Annotated in this window: 24 protein-coding genes; 12 read left to right on the top strand and 12 right to left on the bottom strand. The window is 52.3% G+C overall.

What is annotated here, in order from left to right; all coding sequences use genetic code 11:
- Nucleotides 1-219: 219 nt before the first annotated feature.
- The 10 genes from GFH31_RS12785 (at nucleotide 220) to GFH31_RS12740 (ending at nucleotide 10,016) form a co-directional block, all read left to right on the top strand.
- Nucleotides 220-1,959, top strand: coding sequence for a phospho-sugar mutase (locus GFH31_RS12785; RefSeq protein WP_055203981.1), 1,740 nt, complete (start codon nucleotides 220-222; stop codon nucleotides 1,957-1,959).
- A 22-nt stretch (nucleotides 1,960-1,981) separates the two neighbouring features.
- A complete protein-coding gene (locus GFH31_RS12780) occupies nucleotides 1,982-2,368 on the top strand; it encodes an HIT family protein (protein WP_055203979.1) in 387 nt (128 codons plus the stop codon).
- A 642-nt stretch (nucleotides 2,369-3,010) separates the two neighbouring features.
- Nucleotides 3,011-3,499: a helix-turn-helix domain-containing protein gene (locus GFH31_RS12775; RefSeq protein ID WP_055203977.1), complete on the top strand. Its 489-nt coding sequence runs from the start codon at nucleotides 3,011-3,013 to the stop codon at nucleotides 3,497-3,499.
- A gap of 743 nt (nucleotides 3,500-4,242) precedes the next feature.
- Nucleotides 4,243-5,673, top strand: a complete 1,431-nt coding sequence (locus tag GFH31_RS12770) for a hypothetical protein (RefSeq protein WP_153498021.1) — start codon at nucleotides 4,243-4,245, stop codon at nucleotides 5,671-5,673.
- Nucleotides 5,674-5,977: 304 nt separating this feature from the next.
- Entirely contained in the window at nucleotides 5,978-6,247 is a 270-nt protein-coding gene (locus GFH31_RS12765) for a hypothetical protein (protein WP_118656527.1), read from the top strand.
- Between the two features lie 94 nt (nucleotides 6,248-6,341).
- Complete coding sequence (locus tag GFH31_RS12760; protein WP_147387394.1) at nucleotides 6,342-6,908, top strand: hypothetical protein; 567 nt, start codon at nucleotides 6,342-6,344, stop codon at nucleotides 6,906-6,908.
- 379 nt (nucleotides 6,909-7,287) lie between these two features.
- A complete protein-coding gene (locus GFH31_RS12755; RefSeq protein ID WP_153498020.1) occupies nucleotides 7,288-7,557 on the top strand; it encodes a hypothetical protein in 270 nt (89 codons plus the stop codon).
- 78 nt (nucleotides 7,558-7,635) lie between these two features.
- Nucleotides 7,636-8,214 (top strand): hypothetical protein, encoded by a 579-nt coding sequence (locus GFH31_RS12750; protein ID WP_153498019.1) that lies wholly within the window; start codon nucleotides 7,636-7,638, stop codon nucleotides 8,212-8,214.
- Between the two features lie 186 nt (nucleotides 8,215-8,400).
- Complete coding sequence (locus tag GFH31_RS12745; protein WP_172970763.1) at nucleotides 8,401-9,261, top strand: metal ABC transporter solute-binding protein, Zn/Mn family; 861 nt, start codon at nucleotides 8,401-8,403, stop codon at nucleotides 9,259-9,261.
- The gene (locus tag GFH31_RS12740) at nucleotides 9,258-10,016 is read left to right on the top strand and encodes a metal ABC transporter ATP-binding protein (RefSeq protein WP_153498018.1); all 759 of its coding nucleotides are present in this window, start codon (nucleotides 9,258-9,260) and stop codon (nucleotides 10,014-10,016) included. Before GFH31_RS12745 ends, GFH31_RS12740 begins: the two co-directional genes overlap by 4 nt.
- A 68-nt stretch (nucleotides 10,017-10,084) precedes the next feature.
- On the opposite strand, the gene GFH31_RS12735 is transcribed toward GFH31_RS12740, so the two are convergent.
- From GFH31_RS12735 to GFH31_RS12685, 11 genes are all read right to left on the bottom strand, one after another.
- Nucleotides 10,085-10,369 (bottom strand): hypothetical protein, encoded by a 285-nt coding sequence (locus tag GFH31_RS12735; RefSeq protein WP_153498017.1) that lies wholly within the window; start codon nucleotides 10,367-10,369, stop codon nucleotides 10,085-10,087.
- A 40-nt stretch (nucleotides 10,370-10,409) separates the two neighbouring features.
- Nucleotides 10,410-11,891 carry an NAD(P)H-hydrate dehydratase gene (locus GFH31_RS12730; RefSeq protein WP_153498016.1) on the bottom strand — a complete coding sequence of 494 codons (1,482 nt, stop codon included), beginning with the start codon at nucleotides 11,889-11,891 and terminating at the stop codon, nucleotides 10,410-10,412.
- Between the two features lie 25 nt (nucleotides 11,892-11,916).
- Entirely contained in the window at nucleotides 11,917-12,702 is a 786-nt protein-coding gene (locus tag GFH31_RS12725; RefSeq protein WP_153498015.1) for a gamma-glutamyl-gamma-aminobutyrate hydrolase family protein, read from the bottom strand.
- A 79-nt stretch (nucleotides 12,703-12,781) separates the two neighbouring features.
- Nucleotides 12,782-14,026 carry an NADH:ubiquinone reductase (Na(+)-transporting) subunit F gene (nqrF, locus tag GFH31_RS12720; RefSeq protein WP_055203952.1) on the bottom strand — a complete coding sequence of 415 codons (1,245 nt, stop codon included), beginning with the start codon at nucleotides 14,024-14,026 and terminating at the stop codon, nucleotides 12,782-12,784.
- Between the two features lie 22 nt (nucleotides 14,027-14,048).
- Nucleotides 14,049-14,681: an NADH:ubiquinone reductase (Na(+)-transporting) subunit E gene (gene nqrE / locus GFH31_RS12715; protein ID WP_055203950.1), complete on the bottom strand. Its 633-nt coding sequence runs from the start codon at nucleotides 14,679-14,681 to the stop codon at nucleotides 14,049-14,051.
- A gap of 15 nt (nucleotides 14,682-14,696) precedes the next feature.
- Nucleotides 14,697-15,347, bottom strand: a complete 651-nt coding sequence (locus tag GFH31_RS12710; protein WP_118458837.1) for an NADH:ubiquinone reductase (Na(+)-transporting) subunit D — start codon at nucleotides 15,345-15,347, stop codon at nucleotides 14,697-14,699.
- Nucleotides 15,340-16,122: an NADH:ubiquinone reductase (Na(+)-transporting) subunit C gene (nqrC, locus tag GFH31_RS12705; protein ID WP_101570790.1), complete on the bottom strand. Its 783-nt coding sequence runs from the start codon at nucleotides 16,120-16,122 to the stop codon at nucleotides 15,340-15,342. Before nqrC ends, GFH31_RS12710 begins: the two co-directional genes overlap by 8 nt.
- 9 nt (nucleotides 16,123-16,131) lie before the next feature.
- Nucleotides 16,132-17,316 carry an NADH:ubiquinone reductase (Na(+)-transporting) subunit B gene (locus GFH31_RS12700; RefSeq protein WP_101570792.1) on the bottom strand — a complete coding sequence of 395 codons (1,185 nt, stop codon included), beginning with the start codon at nucleotides 17,314-17,316 and terminating at the stop codon, nucleotides 16,132-16,134.
- A 12-nt stretch (nucleotides 17,317-17,328) separates the two neighbouring features.
- On the bottom strand, nucleotides 17,329-18,690 hold the full coding sequence (locus tag GFH31_RS12695) for a Na(+)-translocating NADH-quinone reductase subunit A (protein ID WP_101570794.1): 1,362 nt from the start codon (nucleotides 18,688-18,690) through the stop codon (nucleotides 17,329-17,331).
- 56 nt (nucleotides 18,691-18,746) lie between these two features.
- Entirely contained in the window at nucleotides 18,747-19,964 is a 1,218-nt protein-coding gene (locus GFH31_RS12690; RefSeq protein ID WP_055203940.1) for an aminopeptidase C, read from the bottom strand.
- Nucleotides 19,965-20,078: 114 nt separating this feature from the next.
- Nucleotides 20,079-21,284 (bottom strand): CapA family protein, encoded by a 1,206-nt coding sequence (locus GFH31_RS12685; protein ID WP_101570797.1) that lies wholly within the window; start codon nucleotides 21,282-21,284, stop codon nucleotides 20,079-20,081.
- Nucleotides 21,285-21,333: 49 nt separating this feature from the next.
- Between GFH31_RS12685 and GFH31_RS12680 the strand changes: the two genes are divergently transcribed.
- Nucleotides 21,334-21,963, top strand: coding sequence for a TatD family hydrolase (locus GFH31_RS12680; RefSeq protein ID WP_172970762.1), 630 nt, complete (start codon nucleotides 21,334-21,336; stop codon nucleotides 21,961-21,963).
- Nucleotides 21,960-22,679 (top strand): ThiF family adenylyltransferase, encoded by a 720-nt coding sequence (locus tag GFH31_RS12675; RefSeq protein WP_153498014.1) that lies wholly within the window; start codon nucleotides 21,960-21,962, stop codon nucleotides 22,677-22,679. The genes GFH31_RS12680 and GFH31_RS12675 overlap by 4 nt, the downstream gene beginning before the upstream one ends.
- 224 nt (nucleotides 22,680-22,903) lie before the next feature.
- On the opposite strand, the gene gpmI is transcribed toward GFH31_RS12675, so the two are convergent.
- Nucleotides 22,904-24,427, bottom strand: a complete 1,524-nt coding sequence (gene gpmI / locus GFH31_RS12670; protein ID WP_055203932.1) for a 2,3-bisphosphoglycerate-independent phosphoglycerate mutase — start codon at nucleotides 24,425-24,427, stop codon at nucleotides 22,904-22,906.
- Nucleotides 24,428-24,462 lie beyond the last annotated feature (35 nt).

Below are 24,462 nucleotides of genomic sequence, written 5' to 3'. Positions count from 1 at the left end.
CATCCTGTCTGTTTCGGAAGACAAAATTGTAAATAAATTCATTAAAAAAAATTTTCTTCTCTATTGTTTGTTGTGCAAATATTTATATAGAAAAATAAGGGTTCCCGCAGAGTCAAAACTTAACCGTTTGATATAGAATATTCAAAAAAATATCCGTATCTTTGTTTATAACTTTTTTCAACCGAAACAAGCATTCGTATAAATAAAACAAATAAGATTATGAGTGGAAATTTGGATTTAATCGTTAAGGAGAGAGCCGAAAAATGGCTCTCCGGAAACTACGACGAAGACACGAAAAAGCAAGTCAAATATCTTATGGATAACAACTTGGGCGAGCTGACCGAGAGCTTCTACAAAGACCTCGAATTCGGCACGGGCGGCCTGCGCGGCATCATGGGGGTAGGCACCAACCGGATGAACGTCTACACGGTCGGCATGGCTACGCAAGGCCTTGCGAACTACCTGAAAAAAGCCTTTCCGGGTAAGCAGATCAAGGTCGCTATCGGGCACGACAGCCGCAACAACAGCCGGCTGTTTTCGGAACGCGTCGCCGACATCTTCGCAGCGAACGGATTCAAGGTTTACCTGTTCGACTCGCTCCGTCCGACGCCCGAGCTGAGCTTCGCCATCCGCAAGCTGGAATGCGACAGCGGCGTGGTCATCACCGCCTCGCACAACCCGAAAGAGTATAACGGCTACAAAGCGTACTGGAACGACGGCGCTCAGGTAGTGGCTCCGCACGACAAAAACATCATCGCGGAGGTGCAAAAGATCACGTCTCCGGATCAGGTGCTCACCAACGGACACAAAGACAACATCGTCATTCTCGACGAAACCTTCGACGCGATCTACCTCGACGCCGTTCATTCGCTGTCGCTGTCGCCCGAAGCCATCGCCGCCCATCACGACCTGAAAATCGTCTACACGCCGATACACGGAACCGGAGTCATCCTCGTCCCCGAATCGCTCCGCAAATTCGGCTTTACGAACGTCGTCACGGTAAAAGAACAGAATATCCCGGACGGCAACTTTCCGACCGTAGCGTCCCCGAACCCGGAAGAACGCGCGACCATGAAAATGGCGATCGACCTGGCCGCCCGGCAACAGGCGGAGATCGTCCTGGCCACCGACCCCGACGCCGACCGCATCGGGATGGCCCTGCGCGACCGCGACGGATCGTACATCTTGCTGAACGGCAACCAGACATGCGCCCTGCTCGTATATTATATCGTAAGAAGGTGGAGCGAACTGGGAAAACTTCACGGCCGGGAGTACATCGTCAAAACGATCGTTACGACGGAACTGGTCGCCCGAATCGCCGAATCGTTCGGCGTGAAACATTTCGAATGCCTGACCGGCTTCAAGTATATCGCCACGGTCATCCGCAACCTCGAAGGGAAAATGCAGTACGTCTGCGGCGGAGAAGAGAGCTTCGGATTTCTCGCCGAAGATTTCGTCCGCGACAAGGACGCCGTCAGCGCCTGTTCGCTGGCCGCAGAGGCCGCAGCCTGGGCCAAGAGCCAAGGAATGACGCTGTATGACCTACTGAAGGAAATCTACGTAAAATACGGCTTCTTCGACGAAGCGCTCGTCTCGATCGTCCGCCAGGGCAAAGAGGGACAGGAGGAAATCGCCCGAATGATGACCCAGTACCGGAACAATCCGCCGCAAAGCCTCGGAGGATCGCCCGTAATCACCGTGAAGGATTATCTGACCGGAGAATCGCTCGACGTAAAGAGCGGCCGCAAAACGCCCATCGATATGGAAAAATCGAACGTATTGCAGTTCATCACAGCGGATTCGACCATCGTATCAATCCGTCCGTCGGGCACCGAGCCGAAAATCAAATTCTATTTCGGCGTCCGGGGAGAATTGTGCTGCGAAGATAAATTCGAAGAAACGCGCCAAACGATGGAACGTAAGATCGAATCGATCAAACAGGAGATGAAACTGATTTAAACCGAACCAAAAACCGTAAAAAATGGCTTCCGTATTCACACGTATCGTAAAAGGGGAGATCCCGTGCTACAAGGTAGCCGAGGACGACAGATATTTTGCATTTCTGGATATCAATCCGCTTGCAAAGGGTCACACGCTGGTCATCCCGAAAGAGGAGACCGACAATATTTTCGACTTGGACGACCGGACGCTGGCGGACATGATGGTTTTCGCCAAACGGATCGCGCGTAAAATACAGGCTAATATAGCTTGTAAAAAAGTCGCCGTCGTCGTTCTCGGGCTCGAAGTTCCGCATGCCCATATCCACCTGATACCGATTAACAGCGAAAAAGACGTCGATTTTCATCGGGAAAAACTCCAACTCACCCCGGAGGAATTCCAACGAATAGCAAAGACAATCAGCTTATAATAAAACACTTAAATTCAAAAAACGGAGCCTGAAGAGGTTCCGTTTTTTATTTAACATAATTAAACAGGAAATCTCTCCATATAAGAATCCAATCGAAGTCCCGCAGGGTAGGGATTATTCTTGTAAAAAAATAGGATAAAACCGCCCTGGTATTTCCACTTTTGTAAAATTAACACTTGTAAATACCGGGCGTTTAATCACAAATGTAACCAAACCATCGATGCAACTCGATTTTGTCAACTATAAATACATCTGTAAAATATGAAATAAAGATCGAATATCAAACACGACAAATTCATGTAAAAATATTTATATTATATATACAAATACATAAAAATCAGTACTATAAATCATATTACATAAACTTAATAATGATATAATCAATCGAAACATGATTTAACCGTCATACAAAAGGCTTATTACAACGACAATTAAAGATTATAGTCATTGAAAATCAGTATTATATATTATATAAAATAAATAATAAATTTATATTAAATAAAAGACCTTCCTTTTCGAGGTCTTCTTCCGTTTCCAATATTTCACACATGTAACTTATCCTTTTTTACATATGTATTTACATTCGTGAAATACGGTTTGTTTATTTTTGTAAAACTGTTTAACTTTGTAAAAAATCCGAATATGCGGGAAAGATTGCTGAAATTTATGGAAATGGAGAAGCTATCGGCTTCCCGTCTGGCTGAAATTCTGGGAGTGCAACCGGCGACCATATCGCACATCATCAGCGGACGCAATAAACCCAGTTTCGAGTTTATCGAAAAAATGCTGTTACGTTTCCCGAAAGTAAATCCGGAATGGTTTCTACTGGGGAAAGGTTCCGCATACCGTCCGGATGTTTCGTCTTCGCCGAATCCGAATCCGTCGCAGGAATTCCGGCTGTCCGCGAATCTTTTTGAAACGGCGAATATCCCGGCAACGGAATCTTCGGTCGGCCAACCGGAACGAAAGATTCCGGGAACTCCCGGTGCGACTTCCCCGGAAGTACCAACCAACCATCCATCCATAGATACAAAAAAACAGATATCGAAAACCGAGTTCTCGGAGCCAGACATCGAGCGCATCGTAATCTTCCTGAAGAACGGCACCTGCATCTCTTACAAGCCCCGGTAAAAAACAGAAAATAATTTAACATAATGTAACCCCTGATAGACCTTTCTACGATTCCCTTATAGACCGGATTATTGCGTTCGGAGAAAACGATTCTTGCCCGGTATTTCATTGATTACATCCCGATATTCCGGACATCTTTATTTTATGCTAAAAAAGATCTCCCATTAATAATAACAAGAGTCGGCGGCCGATCTCACGATTCGCCGACCGATCGCGGTTCGCCTGAAAATACGGACAGTTATCTCTGAATCGATTTGCATAATTCATACATGATTCGATCGTTTGCGGCGCTCTTACGATTCGGAAATATTTTTGATTATAATATATATTATGTTAAATAATGCTTAAGGATTACGTCATCGAAGAATAAAAAAGACTCTTATAAGGAACCTAAATAGATCCCCTGCTTTTTATATTCGTAATCCAAACATATAATATACAATAATTTATCAATAAAAGGAGGTGGAAACTTTGTAAAAAATCAACTATCGCATCGGGAAGTTACGCGCTTCCCTTCCTGGAAACGGGAAAAAAACTACCCTAAAATTTATTTACGAACCAAAACTTAATTTAGGAAGAACCGACTATGGTGGCTGGCTGGTACTACGGCCGTCGTCTTATTTTTCCATTGTTGCACGAACGATCCGTGCGATTATGGAGGGGATGTCGGAGAAAAGGCATCCGAACATTTTCCGGCGCAGGAAGCCCGCGCCTATTTCGAACAAACGGCCGAAGACCTGCGCATGGTGCATATAGGCTGCCGACACGAACACGGAGACTGCGGACACGGTCACGGACAGTCGACCAAAGGGATACTCAACGAGGTGGAACAGGCCGCCCTAATGACGCCTCTATGGAATGACCTGCGGCAAACCTACGAAAACGGCAAAGTCGTTACCCTCGAAGTTCCGCTGCGCGTCGGAGGCACTCCGCTGAAAGCCTGGTCGCCGCGAAAAGCCGACGGACATGCCGGAAGCGTCGACGGCTCGACCGTAACGATGAAATTGATTCTGCAAAAAAACATCGAAACCGGAAATAAACGCTATTTTATCGCTACCTTTATTCCGGATTCGTCCTGCTACAACAAACGGAAAGACATGAAAACCCCCTATCGGTTTATGAGAGACCGCGATTATTCGGGTTATGTAATTATTTCGGACGTGGAAGGCCGATACCTCGCATCCTATCTGCACCGCAACGGAGGACGGATGGAAGTCGGCATGAGACAGCGTTCGACCGACGAAAACGCCGATACGACGGACGTCATCGACCGGCTGTATATGTCAACCCCTACCCTTGCTCTGGTTACCCGCAGTTCCGACTCGGAAAGCGACGGCAACGAAGGTTTCGGATACTGCCCGTTCTGCAATTCGATCTCCGTTTGGGGAGTCTGTCCGAACGGATGTGGGATCGAAGTAACCCCTTCCTATTGTTCGGTATGCGGATTCCTTTCGGAAAGATGCGTCTGCTGCCCGATCTGCAAACATCACCCGTGCACCTGCTTCTCCCAGGAAGGAAGCATCGACGTCGGTTACGGCGGGGAATTCAAATGCACGAATCCGGGATGTCTGTTCCAATTCTGCAACGGCGAATGCGAAGAACTCGATAACATCCCCACCGCAGGGCATTCGGATCCCAAACCGGATCAACTGACCGCAGCCTGGAACGAAGTGAACCTGGGCATTCCATGGGCTTGCAGCCAGATGCTCAGAAATCTTCAGGCTGAGGGGAAGCTGACTATAAAATTCGGGCGTATTTCCAAAGCGGGAACGACTAACGTAAGATATAATACTCAGACCCGTCAAATCAACGGCTATGTAATGACCTATGACGAAACATTGTTCGGAGATGCATCTTCATTAGGTAAAAGGATGCTGGTTTTTCACGAAGTCGTCCATGTCATTCTGTTCGACAGTCTGAAGTGGATGAATCCGAACAAATCTTTCAAAGATTACGACAATGAACATCACGAAAAAATGGTGAAAGATCAAAACATCAATAGCTGGCTTAAAAAGCTATTTCCAGGATTTACCGAGGAGAAATACGAAATGCTGAGATATGCCGGGACGGAAGATAGCCCTGTATTTAAAGATGAATTAACTAAGCCAGAACAAGGGTTTTACAAAAAATTTCTTTCCGATCAAGGAATAATTGTCGACGCAAAAGCAAAATAAAAAACAAATCAATATGAAAAGATTATTTTTTATACTATTTGCCAGTGTTATTACATGGCAAACGGGATCAGCTCAATCAGGTTCCGATACATACCTGACTTGTAACTCATTATCAAAAAGCAACATAACCGAAGGTATCGGAAGGTACGAAGATTCCCGAGATGACAAAAATCCTCTCTATAATTACCGAGCCGTCATGTTCCTAATGAATTCCGATAGTAAAGACATCTGTATCTGGTTTTTGCACTCTAATTTAAACTTAACCGAACTGCGTAAAATCAGAGAGCCCAAATGGTACGACCAGTTGAAAATCATCTATAAACCGAGGACTTTCCTCGGTACCATCGAACGGGCAAAACCGATCCACCTGGAAGAAAAACTGAAATCGTTCAGAAACAACAAAGAAGCATGGATGTGGGCAAATAACCTGAAAGGAAAAGTGCTCTACATGCTCGACTGGAACGATCCGATCAACTGCGTCGAAGAAGGCGACGGATCGACGATCAAGCTGATACAGGTCAGGGTGCTGGATACCAACGAACCCAAACAAGGAACCGTTATCCAACCCGAATAATTGAAAAACAAAATAAAAACAGCCGAAATGCATCGTCATTCCGGCTGTTTTTATTATTTTTATAATTATCGAACAACAACACAAAATCGTCACTATGGGAACATCATTGAGAAAAATCATTTATTCAATACTGTTTTGTTCTTTATATCAAAATATCACAGCCCAAACAAGATCCGACATATATCTCATCTGCAACTCTTCTAAAAACGAGATTTCGGAAGGAATGTGGAGAGGTGATATTAAATATGATAACGATCCCGTATATAATCATCCGCCTATTACCTTTTTATTTGAATCTAAAAACGTAGGATATACGATATGGTTTACTCATTATAGTTTCAACCTCGACAAATTAAAGAAAGAAAGACCCATTCAAAAAGACGATTACCAAATGCAAATCTTAATTAAGCCTAAATCATTCTATAACAACACTATATTAAAAGCGAATCCGATCTATATAGATCGAATAAAAGAGACCTTCAAAACAGCAAAAGAGGCTTGGGCATGGGCAGACGGACTAAGAGAAAAGACAATCTATCTGTTCGACGGAAGCGATCCGATGAACTGGGGGGAAGAAGGAGATGGGACAACCATCCGATTAATCGAAGTCAGAATGGTAGCAACCAATGAGCCCAGAGAGGAATTGGTATTTCCGGACTAAAAAATCACGTTTTTCTTCTTCAGAGCCGGTTTCAACCGGCTCTGTTTTTTAATTATTATCAGTATATTGCATTTACGGAACAATCAATATGAAAAAATTACTTTTTATACTACTTGTCAATGCACTTGCATGGCAAACGGGATCGGCTCAATCAGGTTCCGATACATACCTGACCTGCAGCTCATTATCGAAAGATCATATAACCGAAGGGATCGGAAGATTCGAAGACCCCAGTGACGACGACGATCCTACCTATAATTATCGGGCCGTTATGTTCTTAATGCATTCTGACAGTAAAGACATTAATATTGATTTTATACACGTCAATTTTAATCTAACCGAACTGCGTAAAATCAGAGAGCCCAAATGGTACGACCAATTGAAGATCATCTATAAACCGAGGACGTTTCTCAGTACCATCGAACGGGCGAAACCGATCCACCTGGAAGAAAAACTGAAATCGTTCAGAAACAACAAAGAAGCATGGATGTGGGCAAATAACCTGAAAGGAAAAGTGCTCTACATGCTCGATTGGAACGACCCGATCAACTGCGTCGAAGAAGGCGACGGATCGACGATCAAGCTGATACAGGTTATGCTGCTGGATACCAACGAACCCAAACAGGGAACCGTTATCCAACCCGAATAATTGAAAAACAAAATAAAAACAGCCGAAATGCATCGTCATTCCGGCTGTTTTTATTATTTTTATAGTAAACTTCCCTCTATGAAAAAATTACTTCTTATACTGTTTGTCAACGTAATTGCATGGCAAACGGGATCGGCTCAGACAAAATCCGACCTATACTTAATATGCAACTCATTGCCGATCGATTCGGTCACGGAAGGCGTCGGTAGATACGAAGATATCAGGAACGACAACGACTCCATATATGACCATCGGCCGATCTCGTTTTTGATGGTATCCCGAAGCAAAGATATCAGAATCTGGTTCGACCATTACTGCTTCAATACGAACGAACGCCGTAAAATAGTTGCAATCGACCGGACGGACCAACTGAAAATTATCTATAAACCGCGGTCGTTCCTAAAGACGATCGAGCAGGCAAAACCGATCCGGCTGGAAGATCGACTGGAAGCTTTCGAAATAAACGAAGAAGCCTGGCTATGGGCGAAAACGCTGGCCGGAAAAATACTGTACCTACTCGACCGGAACGACCCGGTCAATTCGGCCGAAAATGGCTACGGCCCGACAATCAAGCTGATACAGGTAAATCTGGGCAGTACGAATAAGCGGGAACAGGAACTCTTTTTTCACGAAATCCACAACCGGTTTCTGCCCTGAAACGGAACGCCCGGAAACAAAAACCTTTCGGCAGTTCTGCTCCTTACCGGAAAACGACAGATTTTCGGCGCAGGAATTGTGCGATTCCGACCCGTTTTCATTGGGCGCATACCGATAAATTCCCTATTTTTGCACGACATATGCAGAGGTTATGACAATAAACCCTCTTTTATTAAACCGCATCGAATGAAACAATTAAAATATTACATATCAATCATTTGCGCAACAATCTGCATGTATTCCTGTACTGCACCCGACAACGCTCCGCAAAAAGGGATCACAGTCAGCATCGAACCGCTGCGCTACGTTACCGAACAGATCGCCGGAAACGATTTCGACATCCGGGTGCTGGTTCCTCCCGGATCGAGTCCCGAAACCTACGAGCCGACGCCCGAGCAGATGAAGCAGGTAGCCAATTCATTGGCATACATCGATATCGGCCTGATCGATTTCGAACGCAACCTGGAAAACGCCATCCGCGAGAATATGCCGAGCGTCCGGGTTATCAATACCTCAGAAAACGTCCCGTTGCTGGCAGGAACCTGCGGGCACGAAGCGCACGATCACGGACACGGAACCGATCCCCATATCTGGCTCTCTCCGAAATGCCTGAAAATCATGGCAGAGAACGTCTACGGTCAACTGTCGGAACTATATCCCGACTCGGTCGAATACAAAGCCGGTTACGAACGTTTCGACCGGCAATTGGATTCACTGGACCGCGCATTGCAAGAGACTTTCGCCGGACGGCAAACCGCCTTTATGATCTTCCATCCGGCGCTGACCTACCTGGCGCACGATTACGGACTGACGCAAATTCCACTCGAAAACGAAGGGAAAGAGCCTTCGGCGGCGCACCTCCGCAACCTGATCGAAACCGGCCGCAATTCCGGAATCGGGAAGGTATTCTTCCAACGGCAGTTCAGCAAAAATACGGTCGATGCGATCGCCGCCGAACTGGGACTCGAAGCGGTAGCGATCGACCCGCTGGACGGAAACGTCACCGACAATATACTGCATATCGCCCAATTAATAGCGAACCCATGAAACTGGTATCCCTGCATCACGTGTCGGTCAGCTACGACAAGGTTCCGGTACTGACCGACGTCGACCTGGATATCCGGAACGACGATTTCATCGGAGTGATCGGCCCGAACGGAGGCGGTAAAACCACGTTGGTAAAAGCTATCCTGAAGGCGGTTCCCTACTCCGGCGAGGTCATTTACGCCCCGGAGATCGAAAACCGGGGATGCCGGCGGATCGGATACCTGCCCCAGATATCCGAGATCGACAAATCGTTCCCGATCTCCGTACGGGAGGTGGTTCTATCGGGTTTACAGGCCAGGAAGCGACTGCTCGGCCGGTACACTGCCGAGGATCGGCAAAAAGCCGACGAACTGCTGCACACCTGCCGGATCGAAGAGATCGCCCGGAAACCGATCGGGACTCTGTCCGGCGGACAGATACAGCGCACGTTGCTGTGCCGCGCCCTGATCTCCGACCCGGAACTGCTGATTCTCGACGAACCGACCAATTTCGTCGACAACCAGTTCGAAAAAGAGTTGTACTTGCTACTGAAGCGTTTCAACGAAAAAATGGCGATCGTAATGGTTTCCCACGACCTGGGAACGATCTCAAGTTACGTCAGATCGATCGTCTGCGTCAACCGTCGCGTACACAGACACGATTCGAACATCATTACGGCGGAACAACTGCACAATTACAACTGCCCGATACAGATCGTCTCCCACGGAGACGTTCCGCACACCGTGCTGGCGAAACACCCGAACGCGCGGTCATAAAAAATCCGTCCGGACAACCCGGACGGAGGATAAATACGGGCCGCCTGCAAAACGGCCTGAAATTTCTGTTATTTACAGATATCGCTCAGCTTCCCGAACAGGGCGTCGATGCGGGTCATCATATCCCGGCGCATCTGCGCGTAATGTTTCTTCACCAGACTTTTATTCTGTTTATCGGCCGGATGATTGGCCCGATGGATCATCTCGTTACGGAAATCGACCGCCTCCTCGATGACGGCGACGATCCCCTCGCGTTTGCTCTGATCGTTGAAATAAAGAGCCATGTAACAATCCGAGATCACCTCGCTCACCAGGTAATCGATATCGTTTTTAATTCCTCTGAGACTTGCCATAACCTATTGTTTTTTAATGATTGTACAAAGGTAATAAAAACTATTGAATCTCAGCCAAAGCCTCTCCCAAAAAATCGATCAGGTCGGCGGCATTCATACCCTCCTGTCCGTAATAGGCCGCAGCCTTATCGCCGGCCGCGCCGTGGACATACACGCCGAGCAAAGCCGCCGACAGCGGTTCGTATCCCCGCGCCAGCAGTCCCGCGATATAGCCGGTCAGCACGTCGCCGCTGCCTCCTTTGGCCATTCCCGGATTCCCCGTCGCATTGAAATAAAGCTGTCCGTCCGGAGAGCAGACCATCGTATGCGCTCCTTTCACGACCATACAGCATCCGTAGCGCGCCGCGAACGTCCTCACCTTTTCGATTCGGTCTTGATCGTCGTTCCACGTTCCGACCAAGCGGCGCAATTCGCCCAAATGGGGAGTCAGTACGCATCCCGGAGGCATCGACCCGGCCAATTCGGGACGTGCCGCCAACATATTCAACGCATCGGCATCGATCACCATCGGCATCCCGCACGACAACAACGCCTCGAAAGCCCGCACGGACAAGTCGTGCTTCCCCACCCCGCTGCCGATCCCTACGGCGGCGTACTTCGTCATATCGTCCGGCAACCGGGAGAACACGGACATCGGATCGCCGCTGACCAGCGCCGACGGGCAGGACGTATGCAGAACGAACCGTTCTTCGGCAGGAACATGCGCCGTCACCAATCCGCATCCGGAACGCAGCGCGGCCCCTGTCGCCAATACGGCAGCCCCCATCATGCCCTGCGAGCCGCAAACCAGCAAGGCGTGCCCATAGGTTCCTTTGTGGGCAAAACGGCTACGGGGCAATACCAGTTCCGATACGTACCGACCGTCCGCATAATAATACGGCGACCGTGCCTGTCGTTTATAGTTCTCGTCCAGTTCGATCGGCAGAATAACGATTTCGCCGGCAGCCTCCCCCGCCTCGGACAGCAACAGCGCCAGCTTCGGGAACTCCAGCGTCAGCGTAACGTCGGCATACACGATCTCGCGCCCCGCATTGCCGTATTCGGACAACATTCCCGAAGGCAGGTCGATCGAAATCACCCGGCAGCCGAGCCCGTTGACAAGGGCGATCGCGCCGCGAACAGGCTCCGAGAGCCCGCCGCGGACGCCCGTACCGAGCAAAGCGTCGATCGCCACCGCATCCTCGGCAACTTCCACCCGATCCATGCCCTGCACCCGCACGCCGTGCGGCAGCCGTTCGAGGTTGTAGCGGCACTCGACCGACAGTTGCCGCTTATCGAACAAAACGTACACGGAACAGGAATACCCCACGTTGTGCAACATGCGCGCAACCGCCAGGCCGTCTCCGCCGTTGTTTCCTTTTCCGATAAAAAAAGCCAAAGGCTGCTCCTGCGGAATGTTGTTGCAAATCCACTGGGCGATCACTTCCGAAGCCCGTTCCATCAGCGCGAGACTCTCGATCGGTTCGTGTTCGATCGTATACTGGTCGGCCTCGCGTATCTGCGATCCTGTCAGAATTTTCATCGTATCATTTTTTAACGCCCGCGGATCAACGGGCTTTTTTGCCCGCTTCGCGAACCAGAAATTCAAAAAATTTCACCATCACGGTATCCCCGGCGACCGTATGATCCTCCGGATGGAACTGCGTACCGAAGACCCCCCTGTCCGGGTCCTCGATCGCCTCGACCACGCCGTCCGTCGCCGTAGCGGCCACACGGAATCCATCGGCCACCCGTTTGACGGCCTGATGGTGGAAACTGTTCGTCCGCAACGTATCCATACCGGTCGCCACTGCAACAAACGAGCCTTTCTCGACACGCACGGTATGCGTCGGTACGTACCCCGGCACCGCCTGCATGTGACACACCGAAGTATCGGCATATTCCGACGGCAAATCCTGATACAGCGTTCCGCCGAAGGCCACGTTGATCATCTGTATTCCGCGGCAAATGCCCAGCACCGGGATCTTATGTCGGGCGGCCAGTTCGATCAGCCTGAAATCGAACGTATCGCGCGGCGCATTGACATGCCCGAGATGCGGAGACGGCTCCTCGCCGAAATAGGCGGGATCGACATCGCCGCCGCCGGTCAGAATCAGTCCGTCGATCGACTGCAACAGTCCGTCCAGCTTCTGTTCGTCCCCGATCAGCGGAATCAACACGGGGACTCCCCCGGCCCGCAATACCGCATCGAAATAGGTGCGCGACACGGTCACCGTGCCTCCGTTGCAAAAATCGGAAATTCCGATCACCGGAACCCGCGATTCCGGCCGGGAGCCGCAGGCGCAGAGCACCGAGCAGAACCCGACGATAAACAATCCTAAAAATCGTTTCATAATAATCCCTCGATTTATACGAAGGCTGCCGGCGATAAACAACCGCCGGCAGCCTTCCAGTTCAAACGCCTTCCGGACATTAAGCCCCGAAGTTATCGTACATAATATTCTCTTCCGGCACGCCGAGTCCGTCGAGCATCTTGGTCATTGCGGCCGTCATCATCGGCGGTCCGCACAGGTAGTATTCGATATCTTCCGGCGCGTCGTGATTCTTCAGGTAATTTTCGAAAATAACCTGGTGAATAAATCCGGTGTAGCCTTTCCAGTTATCCTCTTCCTTCGGCTCCGACAGCGCGATGTGGAACTTAAAGTTCGGGAATTCTTTTTCGATCTCCTCGAACTGCTCCTCGTAGAAAATTTCACGCTTAGAACGCGCCCCGTACCAGAATGTTACAGGAGTGTCGATTTTCTCGGTCTTGAACAAATGGAAGATATGCGAGCGCATCGGCGCCATACCGGCGCCGCCGCCGATAAACATTTTTTCGTTCGGAGTATCCTTCACGAAGAATTCGCCGTAGGGTCCCGAAATCGTCACCTTGTCGCCCGGCTTGCGCGAGAAAATATACGACGAACAAATTCCCGGGTTCACCTTCATAAAAGCCCCTGCGGCCCGATCCCAGGGCGGCGTGGCGATACGGATATTCAGCATGATGATATTCCCTTCGGCCGGATGGTTAGCCATCGAATAAGCGCGGAACGTCGGCTCCGGATTTTTCGTAACCAGCCCCCACATCTTCATGTGATCCCAGTCCTCATGGTATTCCTGTTCGATGTCGAAATCGCTGAACTTGATCTCGTCGTATTTCGGAATGTCGATCTGGATATAACCGCCCGAGCGGAATTTCAGATGTTCGCCTTCGGGCAACTTCACGACGAACTCCTTGATAAAGGTGGCCACGTTGTGGTTCGACACCACTTCGCACTCCCATTTTTTAACGCCCAGGACAGCTTCGGGCACCTTGATTTTCAGGTTTTCCTTCACTTTTACCTGGCATCCGAGGCGCCACTTCTCGGCCTGTTGCTTACGGGTGAAAAAGTTCACCTCGGTCGGTAGGATATCGCCGCCGCCTTCGAGCACCTGACATTTGCACATGCCGCACGAACCGCCGCCTCCGCAAGCCGAAGGCAGGAATATGCCGTTGTTGCCGAGCGTCGACAGCAACGTACTGCCGGGTTCCACAGTCAATGATTTTTCGCCGTCGTTAATATCGATTTTAACCTCTCCCGAAGGGGTCAGTTTCGCCTTGGCATACAGCAGCAACGCCACCAGGATCAAGGTTACTACCAGGAATGCTACGATCGCTATAATGATTGATAATCCCATCTCTATTTCACTATTTTACGGTTTACAACTGAATCCCCATGAACGTCATGAAGGCGATCCCCATCAGGCCGGTCAGGATGAACGTAATCCCGGCGCCGCGCAGCGGGGCGGGAATGTTCGAATAAGACAGCCTCTCGCGGATAGCGGCCATCAGAATGATCGCCAGCCACCAGCCGATCCCCGAACCGGCCGCGAACGCGGTAGCTTCGCCCAGAGAAGCGTAATCGCGCTCCTGCATGAACAGCGAACCGCCCATGATCGCGCAGTTCACCGCGATCAGCGGCAGGAAAATTCCCAACTGATTGTACAATGCCGGCGCGAATTTCTCGACCACCATTTCGACCAACTGCACGAACGACGCGATCACGGCGATAAAAACGATGAAACTGAGGAAGCTCAGGTCGATCTCGCTCTCGCCGCCCGGCCCGTAAGCCGGATTTATCCAGCCGAGGGCTCCCGGAGAAAGGATAAACTCGTTGAGCAGGTAATTGATCGGCACGGTCATCACCATCACGAAGATAACGGCGATACCGAGTCCCATCGCGGTTTTGACGCTCTTGCTGACGGCAATGTACGAACACATGCCGAAAAAGAACGCGAACACCATGTTGTCTATGAAGATAGACCTTACGAATATGCTGATAATGTTTTCCATACGTGCTTCGCTTTATTATTTCTCGATCAGGTTCTTGTTACGGCTGCGCTGCACCCAGATAATCAGGCCGACGCAGATCAACGCCATCGGCGGCAGGATCATCAGACCGTTGTTGACGTAACCTACGCTGTAAAGCCCGAGCTTCTCGAAAATGGGATACCCCCAGATGCTGCCCGATCCCAGCAACTCGCGGACAAAGCCGAGGATCACGAGGATCAGCCCGTATCCCAGGCCGTTGCCTATACCGTCGAGGAACGACGCCCAGGGTTTGTTACCCAGCGCAAACGCCTCGATCCGCCCCATGATGATACAGTTGGTAATAATCAGCCCGACAAACACCGAAAGCTGTTTGCTGACGTCGTAAACGAACGCCTTGAGCACCTGATCCACCAGAATCACCAGCGCGGCCACGACGACCAACTGCACGATGATCCGGATCCGCGACGGAATCCCTTTGCGGATCAATGAAATAATCAGACTCGAAAACCCGGTGACGACGATTACCGACAACGCCATCACGAAAGCGGGTTTCAATTTCGCCGTGACCGCCAGCGCCGAACAGATACCCAGTATCTGCACCGTGATCGGGTTGTTCTGACCGAACGGCGAGGTCAGCAACTTCAAATTCTTAACCGAAAAAATCGGCTCTTTTTCCTGGCTACTCATTGTTTTCCGAATTATTGGTTACTACTTCCGCCGTTTTACCCGGAGACGCCGCAAGCTGTTTCCGGATATAGGCGTCATAATCGCCGAGGCAGCTTTTCAGCATGTTCTCGACGCCGATACTGGTCAGCGTACCGCCCGAAACGGCATCCACCGCATAAGGATCGCCCTGTTGCGCGCCGCCTTTCTGCAGGCGGATCGCCACGACTTTACCGTCCTTGAGAATCTGTTTCCCTTTGAACTGAGCCTGGAACTGCGCAGTCGAAATTTCGGCGCCCAGCCCCGGCGTTTCGCTCTTGTGGTCGAATACGATACCTTCGACCGTGTCCCAGTTGTCCGCCAGCGCGACATACCCCCAGACCGGCCCCCAAAGTCCGGCGCCCCAAACCGGGATCACGTAGCTGACACTCCCCTCGTCGTTTTTGCTGACGAATACGGGCAGTTCCCTTTCGGCGGCCGGCTTGTCGTATTCGGCTTTCAGGTTCGTCAACAGAGCGAACGCGTCCGCCCCTTCGACCTTATCTCCTTCGACGTTGACGGCATAACTGTCCACAATGTATTTTTTATACTGCTCGTTGATATAGGCCGCTTTGTTCGGCGCCTTGTCCGCATCGCCGCCTTCGCCGATCGAGCGCAGGATATCGCCCATTTTCTCGATTCTCACGTTCTCGGCCTGAATATTTTTCAGCGACAGCGAAGCAAACGAGAGCACCGCCGCCACGATCACCACCATGACCGAAGCATAAGTGATAATATACGTATTACTGTTCTTATTCATACCCCTACTCTATTTAGCTAATTTCAAACGACGGTTCCGGCGACGGATATTGGCTTGCACCACATAGTAGTCGATCAGCGGAGCCACCGCGTTCATAAACAGGATCGACAGCATCATGCCTTCCGGATAACCGGGATTCAGCACCCGGATCAGCACCGCCATCACCCCGATCAGGAATCCGTAAATGTACTTGCCGACGTTCGTCTGGCTGCCGGTCACCGGATCGGTCGCCATAAAGACCGCACCGAAGGCGAACCCGCCGATAATCAGGTGGTAATATGCCGGAATATCCATGTAGGCATTCGCGCCGATCAAGTTGAACAGCAAGCCCATCAGATAGCCGCCGGCAAACACGCTGAGCATCACGCGCCAACTGGCGATGCCCGTCCACAGCAGGATCGCCGCGCCGATCAGGATCGCCAGCGTCGAAGTCTCGCCGATACATCCGGGTATCGTCCCGAGGAACCAGTCCAGCGGACCGCCCTGCGTCCAGTGTATCTGCTGCGAGCCGGTCAGCACGGCCGACGCCGCATCGGCCAGCGGAGTCGCCCCCGAAAAACCGTCTACGACGCCCTCGCCTTTGGTCAGGCCGGCGATCCAGATCTTTTCGCCTGAAATATAGGGCGTATAAGCGAAGAAAATAAACGCCCGGGCCAGCAAGGCCGGGTTGAAGATGTTCATTCCGGTACCGCCGAACACTTCCTTGCCGATAATCACGGCGAAAGCGGTCGCAACGGCCACCATCCACAGCGGCACGTCGACCGGCATCACCAGCGGAATCAGCATTCCGCTGACCAGAAACCCTTCATTCACCTCGTGATGGCGAATCTGCGCCGAAATAAATTCGATCCCCAGACCGACCACGTACGAGACAATGATGATCGGCAGCACTTTCAGCAAACCGAACCAAAAACACGTCCAGAACGGAGCGTCACCCGCGCCGATGGCCCGGAAATGCTGCAATCCGGTATTGTACATCCCGAACAGCAAAGCCGGCATCAATGCCACGACCACCACGATCATCACCCGTTTCAGGTCGATGCTGTCGCGGATATGGCTGCCGCTGCGGGTTACGTGATTCGGTACGAACAGGAACGTCTCGAAAGCATCGAACGTCGAATGAAGTTTTTCGAACTTGCCGCCCTTTTCGAAGTTCGGCTTGATCTTATCTATAAAATTTCTTAATCCTTTCATGGGTCGTTCAGGTTAGTTAAGCTCTTTGATCATCAGTTCGATCCCGCGGCGGACGATATCCTGCATCTCGGTTTTCGACGGATCGACGAATTCGCACAGCGCGAAATCCTCCTCGACCACCTCGTAGATGCCCAGGTTCTCCATTTTGTCGATATCTCCGGCGAGAATCGCCTTCAACAGATAGAGCGGATAGATGTCCATCGGCAGGTATTTGTCATACAGCCCGGTTACCACATAAGCGCGGACGCCGCCGTTCATGTTGGTATCGAGATTATAACGCTTGCGGGGCGTCAGCCACGAGAAATAACTCTTCGACACCGAGAACTTATCCAGCCGCGGCATACCCCAACCGAGGAACTCGTATTTGTTCCCTTCGGGGATCACGGTCACCTGGTTGCTGTAAAATCCGAGGTATCCGTCCGGTTCCACCTTTTTACCGGTCAGCACGTTGCCGCTGATCAGGCGCACCCGATCGCCCGCGCGCTGCGGACGGATCTCGACCTGGCGCGCGATGCTGCCGACCGGAATGCCCGACAGCACGCTAAAATAGCGCGGATCGGTCGTCTCTGAACCGGTCAGCGCAACGATCTTGCTCATATCGACCCGGCCGGTACGGAAAAACCGTCCGATCATCGCCACATGCTGAATATCGACCGTCCACACCAGGTCGCCTTTGTTGATCGGATCGATATGGTGAATCTGAACGCCCACGTTCCCGGCCGGATGCGGCCCGTCGAACGCGCGCACTTCCACGCCTTTCACCCGATCCAACACCCCGGATGTTCCGGCTTTCAAACCCAGGTAGACTTTCCCCGGCGTCAGCTTCGACAGCATGGCGAAACCGGTATTCAAATTATCCAGCTCTTTCTCCAATACGTAATTCATATCGGGAGCCAGCGGCGCCGAATCGAATCCGGAAACGAAAACGGCTTTCGGCGTCTGTCCCGGATCGGCGATGATTCCGTAAGGACGCTGAACGATCATCGGCCACAGACCGGAACTCAACAGCGCCGAAGTGACGTTTTCCTTGTCGGCGGACTCTTCGGTGGGAACCTCGAACGGCTCGTAAACCTGTTCGGCGGTCGGAGCGATCACCACGTCGAGGATCTTACGCTTATCCCCGCGGTTTATGGCGGTCACCTTCCCGCTGACCGGCGAGGTGAACAACACCTGCGGACGGTACTTGTCGTAAAACAGCGGCGTTCCGGCCTTCACGACGTCGTCCACCCGAACCAGCATCTTCGGGATGACCCCCTTGAAATCGTCCGGTTTCAGCGCATAGGCATGTACCAGCGGCAGCCGGGTCAACTCGCGTCGGGCTTCCCCTTGCAACCGGATATCAAGGCCTTTTTTCAACTTTATGACTTGCGACATATTCGGTAGATTATTGATAGTAATTTATTAAGGTGTCTTTTTCATTCGTTTTTCGGTCAGCGGATTCCCAGCTTATCCTTTATATCCTGCGGAATCGCCTCGCGATGTACCTGGATACCGACCGTTTTATAAAGCAGGAAAGGTTCCGAAGCGTAAAAATAACCTTTATACAAACCCGTTTCGCCCCAGGAGTTTTTCACTTTGTAGAATTTCCGGCCGTGCTGGTCCGCCGCGATCCCCACCAGCAGCATCCCGTGATCGTCGGTCGTCTCGTAACGATCGAAAGCCTGTTGCCGCATTTCGGGCGTGATTTGGCGTTCGGGAAGCACGCCCGTTTTCAGGAGCGTCCGTTTCCGAATCTCGTCGTCGGTAAGCCCTTTCCAGCGCGCGCTGTCCGCCGCAGGAATTTCCGCCGCCGACTCGACCGGAACGATCGCACGGCCCTCCCGAAAGCCGAATCCGTTCTCGCTGACGTCGGACGCCCAGTTGACCGCATATCCTTTCCGCAGCGAAACGTCGACGATCCGGCCCAGCTCCTCCATCGTTACGTTGCAGAACGGCGACCAGTTCCAATTATCGGGTATTTCGAGCGGAAAAGCCGTATAAAGCGGATGGTGCGTCATTGCCGTGAACACTACGTAATCGTCGCGGCGAATACCCAGCTCCTGCGCAAAACTTTTCGGAGTATATTCTTTTCCGTCGTAAACGAATTTTTCGGGACAGGGGCCCAGGTAAGCGTCCAGTATCCCGTTCAGACCGTCGATCCAAGACGCGGAAAGCCGTTTGGACGGATTCCCGATCACCGCATCCGTATAGGCTTTGAGAGCAACGCTCAGTTCTTCGTGCGAGTGCCTCGACGCACCGTCCTTCAGTCCAGAATAGACCGTCTCGGGCACGATTCCGTAACGGTCGACGATGTATACGACGTCATCCAGCGTCCCCCCCTCGGAGAAATTGGCTTTACCGTGCAGGCGGGCGTATTTGATCGCTTTTTCGAGGTAAGTATGGCGGACGATCCACATTTCGGAAAGGTCGTAAACGCCTTTCCCGCGACGAAGCAACTCGCTCTCCGCCATCGCCGTGCCCGAAAAGCTCCAGCAGGTGCCGGACTTCGCCTGATCCTTCACCGGCGTCACGGGCACCAGCACTTTATCGGTAAATACATAGGCTCCGGTATCCTTTCCGTCCTCCTTGGTCTGTTTCGACGTATTTTTCGCACCGGCGACACCGATCAGCAGTGCGCACAACACCCCACACAGCAGATATTTTTTCATGCGTTCGACACAAAATTTAATTTTGCGTTACAAATATAACAATAATTATTTTATTTTTCTTTTCCAGGACGGATGCAGTCGCCGAATCCGGCACTATTTATCAACAATCGGTCGTCAATCGCCAGGCAACGTTCCGGCGTCCCCGCTTTTCCGGTAATCGTCCGTTATCTCGGTAAAGCCGCGACTGTAACGCTGCATATAATCCCTCGTCCGCCGGACGAAGCGATCCAGCCCCGGCCGTTGTTGCGGCGAAACCGTTTCGCGGGAATAGGCCGGAACGATCTCGTAACGATGCCCCGAGCGACTCCCCGGGTCGGATGAGATCGACGTCCAGTGAATCAGGTACTCGGGACGGTAAGCCGTCCGCCCGTCTGCGCCGAGCGACAGCCCGATCCGCACCGATATGCCGCCGTCCGTACCGGGAAAACGCTGGTTCGAAACAAAATTGCCCATCGAAAAAACGGTCGCCCCGCAAATCCTGCCCGACGAATCGGATACCGTTTCGACCGACTGAACGACGTGCGGATGCGAACCGATCACCAGATCGGCCCCCCAGCGATGGCTCCGGGCGGCCAAGTCGCGCTGCCAGCGATTCGGCAACGTCTCGTACTCGTTGCCCCAGTGCAGAAACAGCACCACGTGCGTCGCCCCGTTGCCGCGCGCGCCGGCGATATCCTGCCGGATACGGAGCGTATCGATCCGGTTCACCGTATAACCGCGCGGGACGGACAGTCCGTTGGTCCCGTAAGTATAATTCAGCAATGCCACCCGAAAATCCCCTTTCCGCAACCAAAGCGGGTGGCGGGCCGGATCGGGAAGCGTATCGGCGAATACCCCGGTATACTCCAGGCCGGCCTGCACGAGCGTATCGAGCGTAGAACGGATTCCGGCCCCGCCGCGGTCGCAGATATGGTTGTTCGCCGCGACGGCCACGTCGATACCGACCCGGCGCATCGCCCCGGCCAACGCGCCGGGCGAGCGAAACTGAGGATACCCCGAATAGGGTTCCCCGCCGAGCGTGGTTTCCAAATTGGCAATTACGAAGTCGGCCGAAGCGAAATAATTTTTCAACCGCGAAAAACAGGCGGTGTAGTCGATTCCGCCGTCTCGTCGGAAGGCGGCCTGCACCTGCGGAAGGTGTTGCATCAGGTCTCCGGTAAAGATCAGCGTCAACTGTCGGTCGTCCTCAGCCGGAACGGCAACGCACGCCGGGATGTCCGGCGCCCCGGAATGCCGGATTATCCGGTACACGGAAAACGTTCCGACCGAAACCGTAACGATGATCGCGCACACCAACCAGACGAGGGACCGTTTGCTCATTGGATACCGTTTATTACCTTTGCTCCGCAAAGCTAATCATTTTTCGCAGATGTACCCGCTTATCGACATCCATACGCACCGGAAAGAACCGGACGCCGCCGCCCTGCGGTCGATACGGCTCGGCACGGATGCCGTGCCTTCCGACGGTTCGCTCTTTTCGGCGGGCATCCACCCGTGGGACAGCGAAAAAGCCGATCCGCAAGGACTGCGGCAGCTCGAAACGCTGCCCTGCGCGGCGATCGGCGAAATCGGGCTCGACTACGCCGTATCGGTCGACCGAACGGCACAACGCGAATGGCTGGTTCGGCAACTGGAGATCGCCCGCAGACGCGGGCTGCCGGTTATCTTGCACTGTGTCAAAGCCTACAACGAAATGCTGCCGACCCTGCGCCCGTTCGACATACCGGCCGTTTTCCACGGATTCGCCGGATCGAAACAACTGGCCGGACAGGTGTTGAAAGCGGGATATTACCTGTCGTTCGGCGAAACGGCATTCCGTTCTTCGAAAACGGCGGACGCGCTGCGCAATACCCCATCCGACCGTCTTTTCCTCGAAACGGACGAAAGCGCGGCCGGGATCGGTTCCATCTACGAACGAGCGGCGGCGATCCGGGGAGTCTCCGTCGCGGAACTGGCCGCCGAAATCCGTAAAAACTATCGAAAAATATTCGCCGCATGACTCATTGGCTCGAACGAACGGAACTGCTGCTGGGCAGCGAAAAGACGAAACGGCTGCAAAACGCGCGCGTACTGGTGGTCGGGCTGGGAGGCGTGGGTGCCTATGCCGCCGAAATGCTCGCCCGCAGCGGCATCGGCGCGCTGACGATCGTAGACGCCGACGACGTTTCGGAAACGAATATCAACCGGCAACTGGTCGCCCTGCATAGTACGGTCGGACGGCCGAAAGCGGAAATACTGGCTGCTCGCCTGCAAGATATCAACCCGCAGTTGCGCCTGACCGTACTCCGGGAGTATGTCCGGGACGAAGCGACCGACCGGCTGCTCGACGGAGGAAAGTTCGATTACGCGGTCGATGCGATCGATACGCTGTCGCCGAAAGTAAATCTGATCAAGGGAGCCCTCGACCGCGGGATTCCGCTGGTCAGTTCGATGGGGGCCGGAGCCAAAACCGATCCTACGCTGATCGAAATCAGAGACATTGCGAAATCGCATCACTGTCCGCTGGCGCACATGCTGCGAAAAAGATTGCATAAAGCGGGAATCCGGACGGGGTTCCGGGTCGTTTTTTCACCCGAAGCGGTCCGCGAAGGCGCCATGATCCTATGCGAGGAAACCAACAAAAAATCCAATGTCGGCACGATATCCTACATGCCCGCACTGTTCGGCTGTCACTGCGCATCGGTCGTCATCCGGGGGCTGATCGGGGAATTATAACCGGCTTCGATAAAAAATACCGGCGGCGGCCCCAAAAACCGTTCCTTTACTCTTACTTTTCGATCGGTTTGACCCGGCAAGGCAGTTCGACCCAGAAAGCGCTGCCTTCGCCCTTCTCCGAGACGACTCCGATCGTCCAATTATAAATACCCAATGACGCGATCCATCCGGCAGGTATAAATTACGCCGTTTTCAATCAAGAGATCAAAAACGGCGTTCATGCGTTACATTTCGACCAAAACTTTCCCGGTCATCTCGGGCGGCTGGGACAGGCCCATCAATTTCAGCACGGTCGGGGCCACATCGGCCAACACGCCGTTGCGGACGCTCTTAACGCGGTCGGACACCACTATAATGGGCACCGGATTCAACGAATGAGCCGTATTCGGGGTTCCGTCCGGATTCTCGGCATGGTCGGCATTACCGTGATCGGCGATAACGACGACCTCGTAACCGTTCGCCTTCGCCGCCTCGACCACGTCGCGCACGCAGGCGTCCACCGCTTTGACCGCCTTGACGATCGCATCGTAAACGCCGGTATGTCCCACCATGTCGCCGTTGGCGAAGTTCAGGCAGATGAAATCGAATTTTTTCTTGTTCAACTGCTCGACCAGAGCGTCCTTTACCTGATAAGCGCTCATCTCGGGTTGCAGATCGTAAGTAGCCACTTTCGGGGAAGGGATCAGAATCCGTTCCTCTCCGCCGAAAGTCTCTTCGCGGCCGCCGTTCAGGAAAAACGTCACGTGCGCGTATTTCTCCGTTTCGGCGATGCGCAACTGACTGAGGCCCTGCGACGATACATATTCGCCGATCGTATTGGCCACGTTGTCTTTGTCGAAAAGGATGCGCAGGCCGGTGAACTTGGCGTCGTAAGGGGTCATGCAGCAATAGTACAGCGACAGCTTCTTCATGTCGTAATCGGGCATATCCTCCTGCGTCAGCACGACCGTCAGCTCCTTCGCCCGGTCGTTGCGGAAATTGAAGAAGATCACCACGTCCCTGTCCTGGATCGTACCGACCGGATCGCCCTGTCCGTCAACGCAGACGATCGGCTTGATAAATTCGTCGGTCACCCCTTCGTCGTAGGATTTCTGCACGGCGGCGGCGGCGTCCGTCGCCTTTTCGCCCACGCCTTTCACGATCAGGTCGTAAGCTTCCTTGACCCGTTCCCAGCGCTTGTCGCGGTCCATCGCATAATAACGGCCGATGACCGAAGCGATTTTTCCGGCCGAATGCTTCAGGTGCCCCTGCAATTTCTCCACAAATCCCTTTCCGCTGCGCGGGTCGGTATCGCGGCCGTCCATAAAACAGTGTACGAACGTCTTGTCGATCCCGTACTCTTTCGAAATATCGCACAACTTGAACAAATGATCGAGCGAACTGTGCACGCCGCCGTCCGACAGCAGGCCCATGAAATGCACCTGCTTGCCGTTCACCTTCGCATAGGTGAACGCCTTCACGATCTCCGGATTCTTCAGAATCGAATTGTCGCGGCAGGCCCGGTTGATCTTCACCAGATCCTGGTATACGACGCGTCCGGCGCCGATATTCAGGTGACCTACTTCCGAATTACCCATCTGTCCGTCGGGAAGGCCGACGTTTTCGCCGTCGGTCAGCAACTGCGCCGACGGATATTTGGCCTCCAGGCCGTTGATATAGACCGGGTCGGCCGAATAAACCACATCGTCGTGGCCGTGATCGCCTTTGCCCCAGCCGTCCAAAATCATCAGTAATACTTTGTTTGCCATCGTCTTTCTTTTTTCGGGGAAACCTGTCCGTTTCC

The sequence above is a fragment of the Alistipes sp. dk3624 genome (assembly GCF_009557455.1).
Classification (GTDB): domain Bacteria; phylum Bacteroidota; class Bacteroidia; order Bacteroidales; family Rikenellaceae; genus Alistipes_A; species Alistipes_A hominis.
The sequence above is the reverse complement of the archived record's forward strand: the minus strand, read 5'-3'. Positions and strand labels throughout refer to the sequence as shown.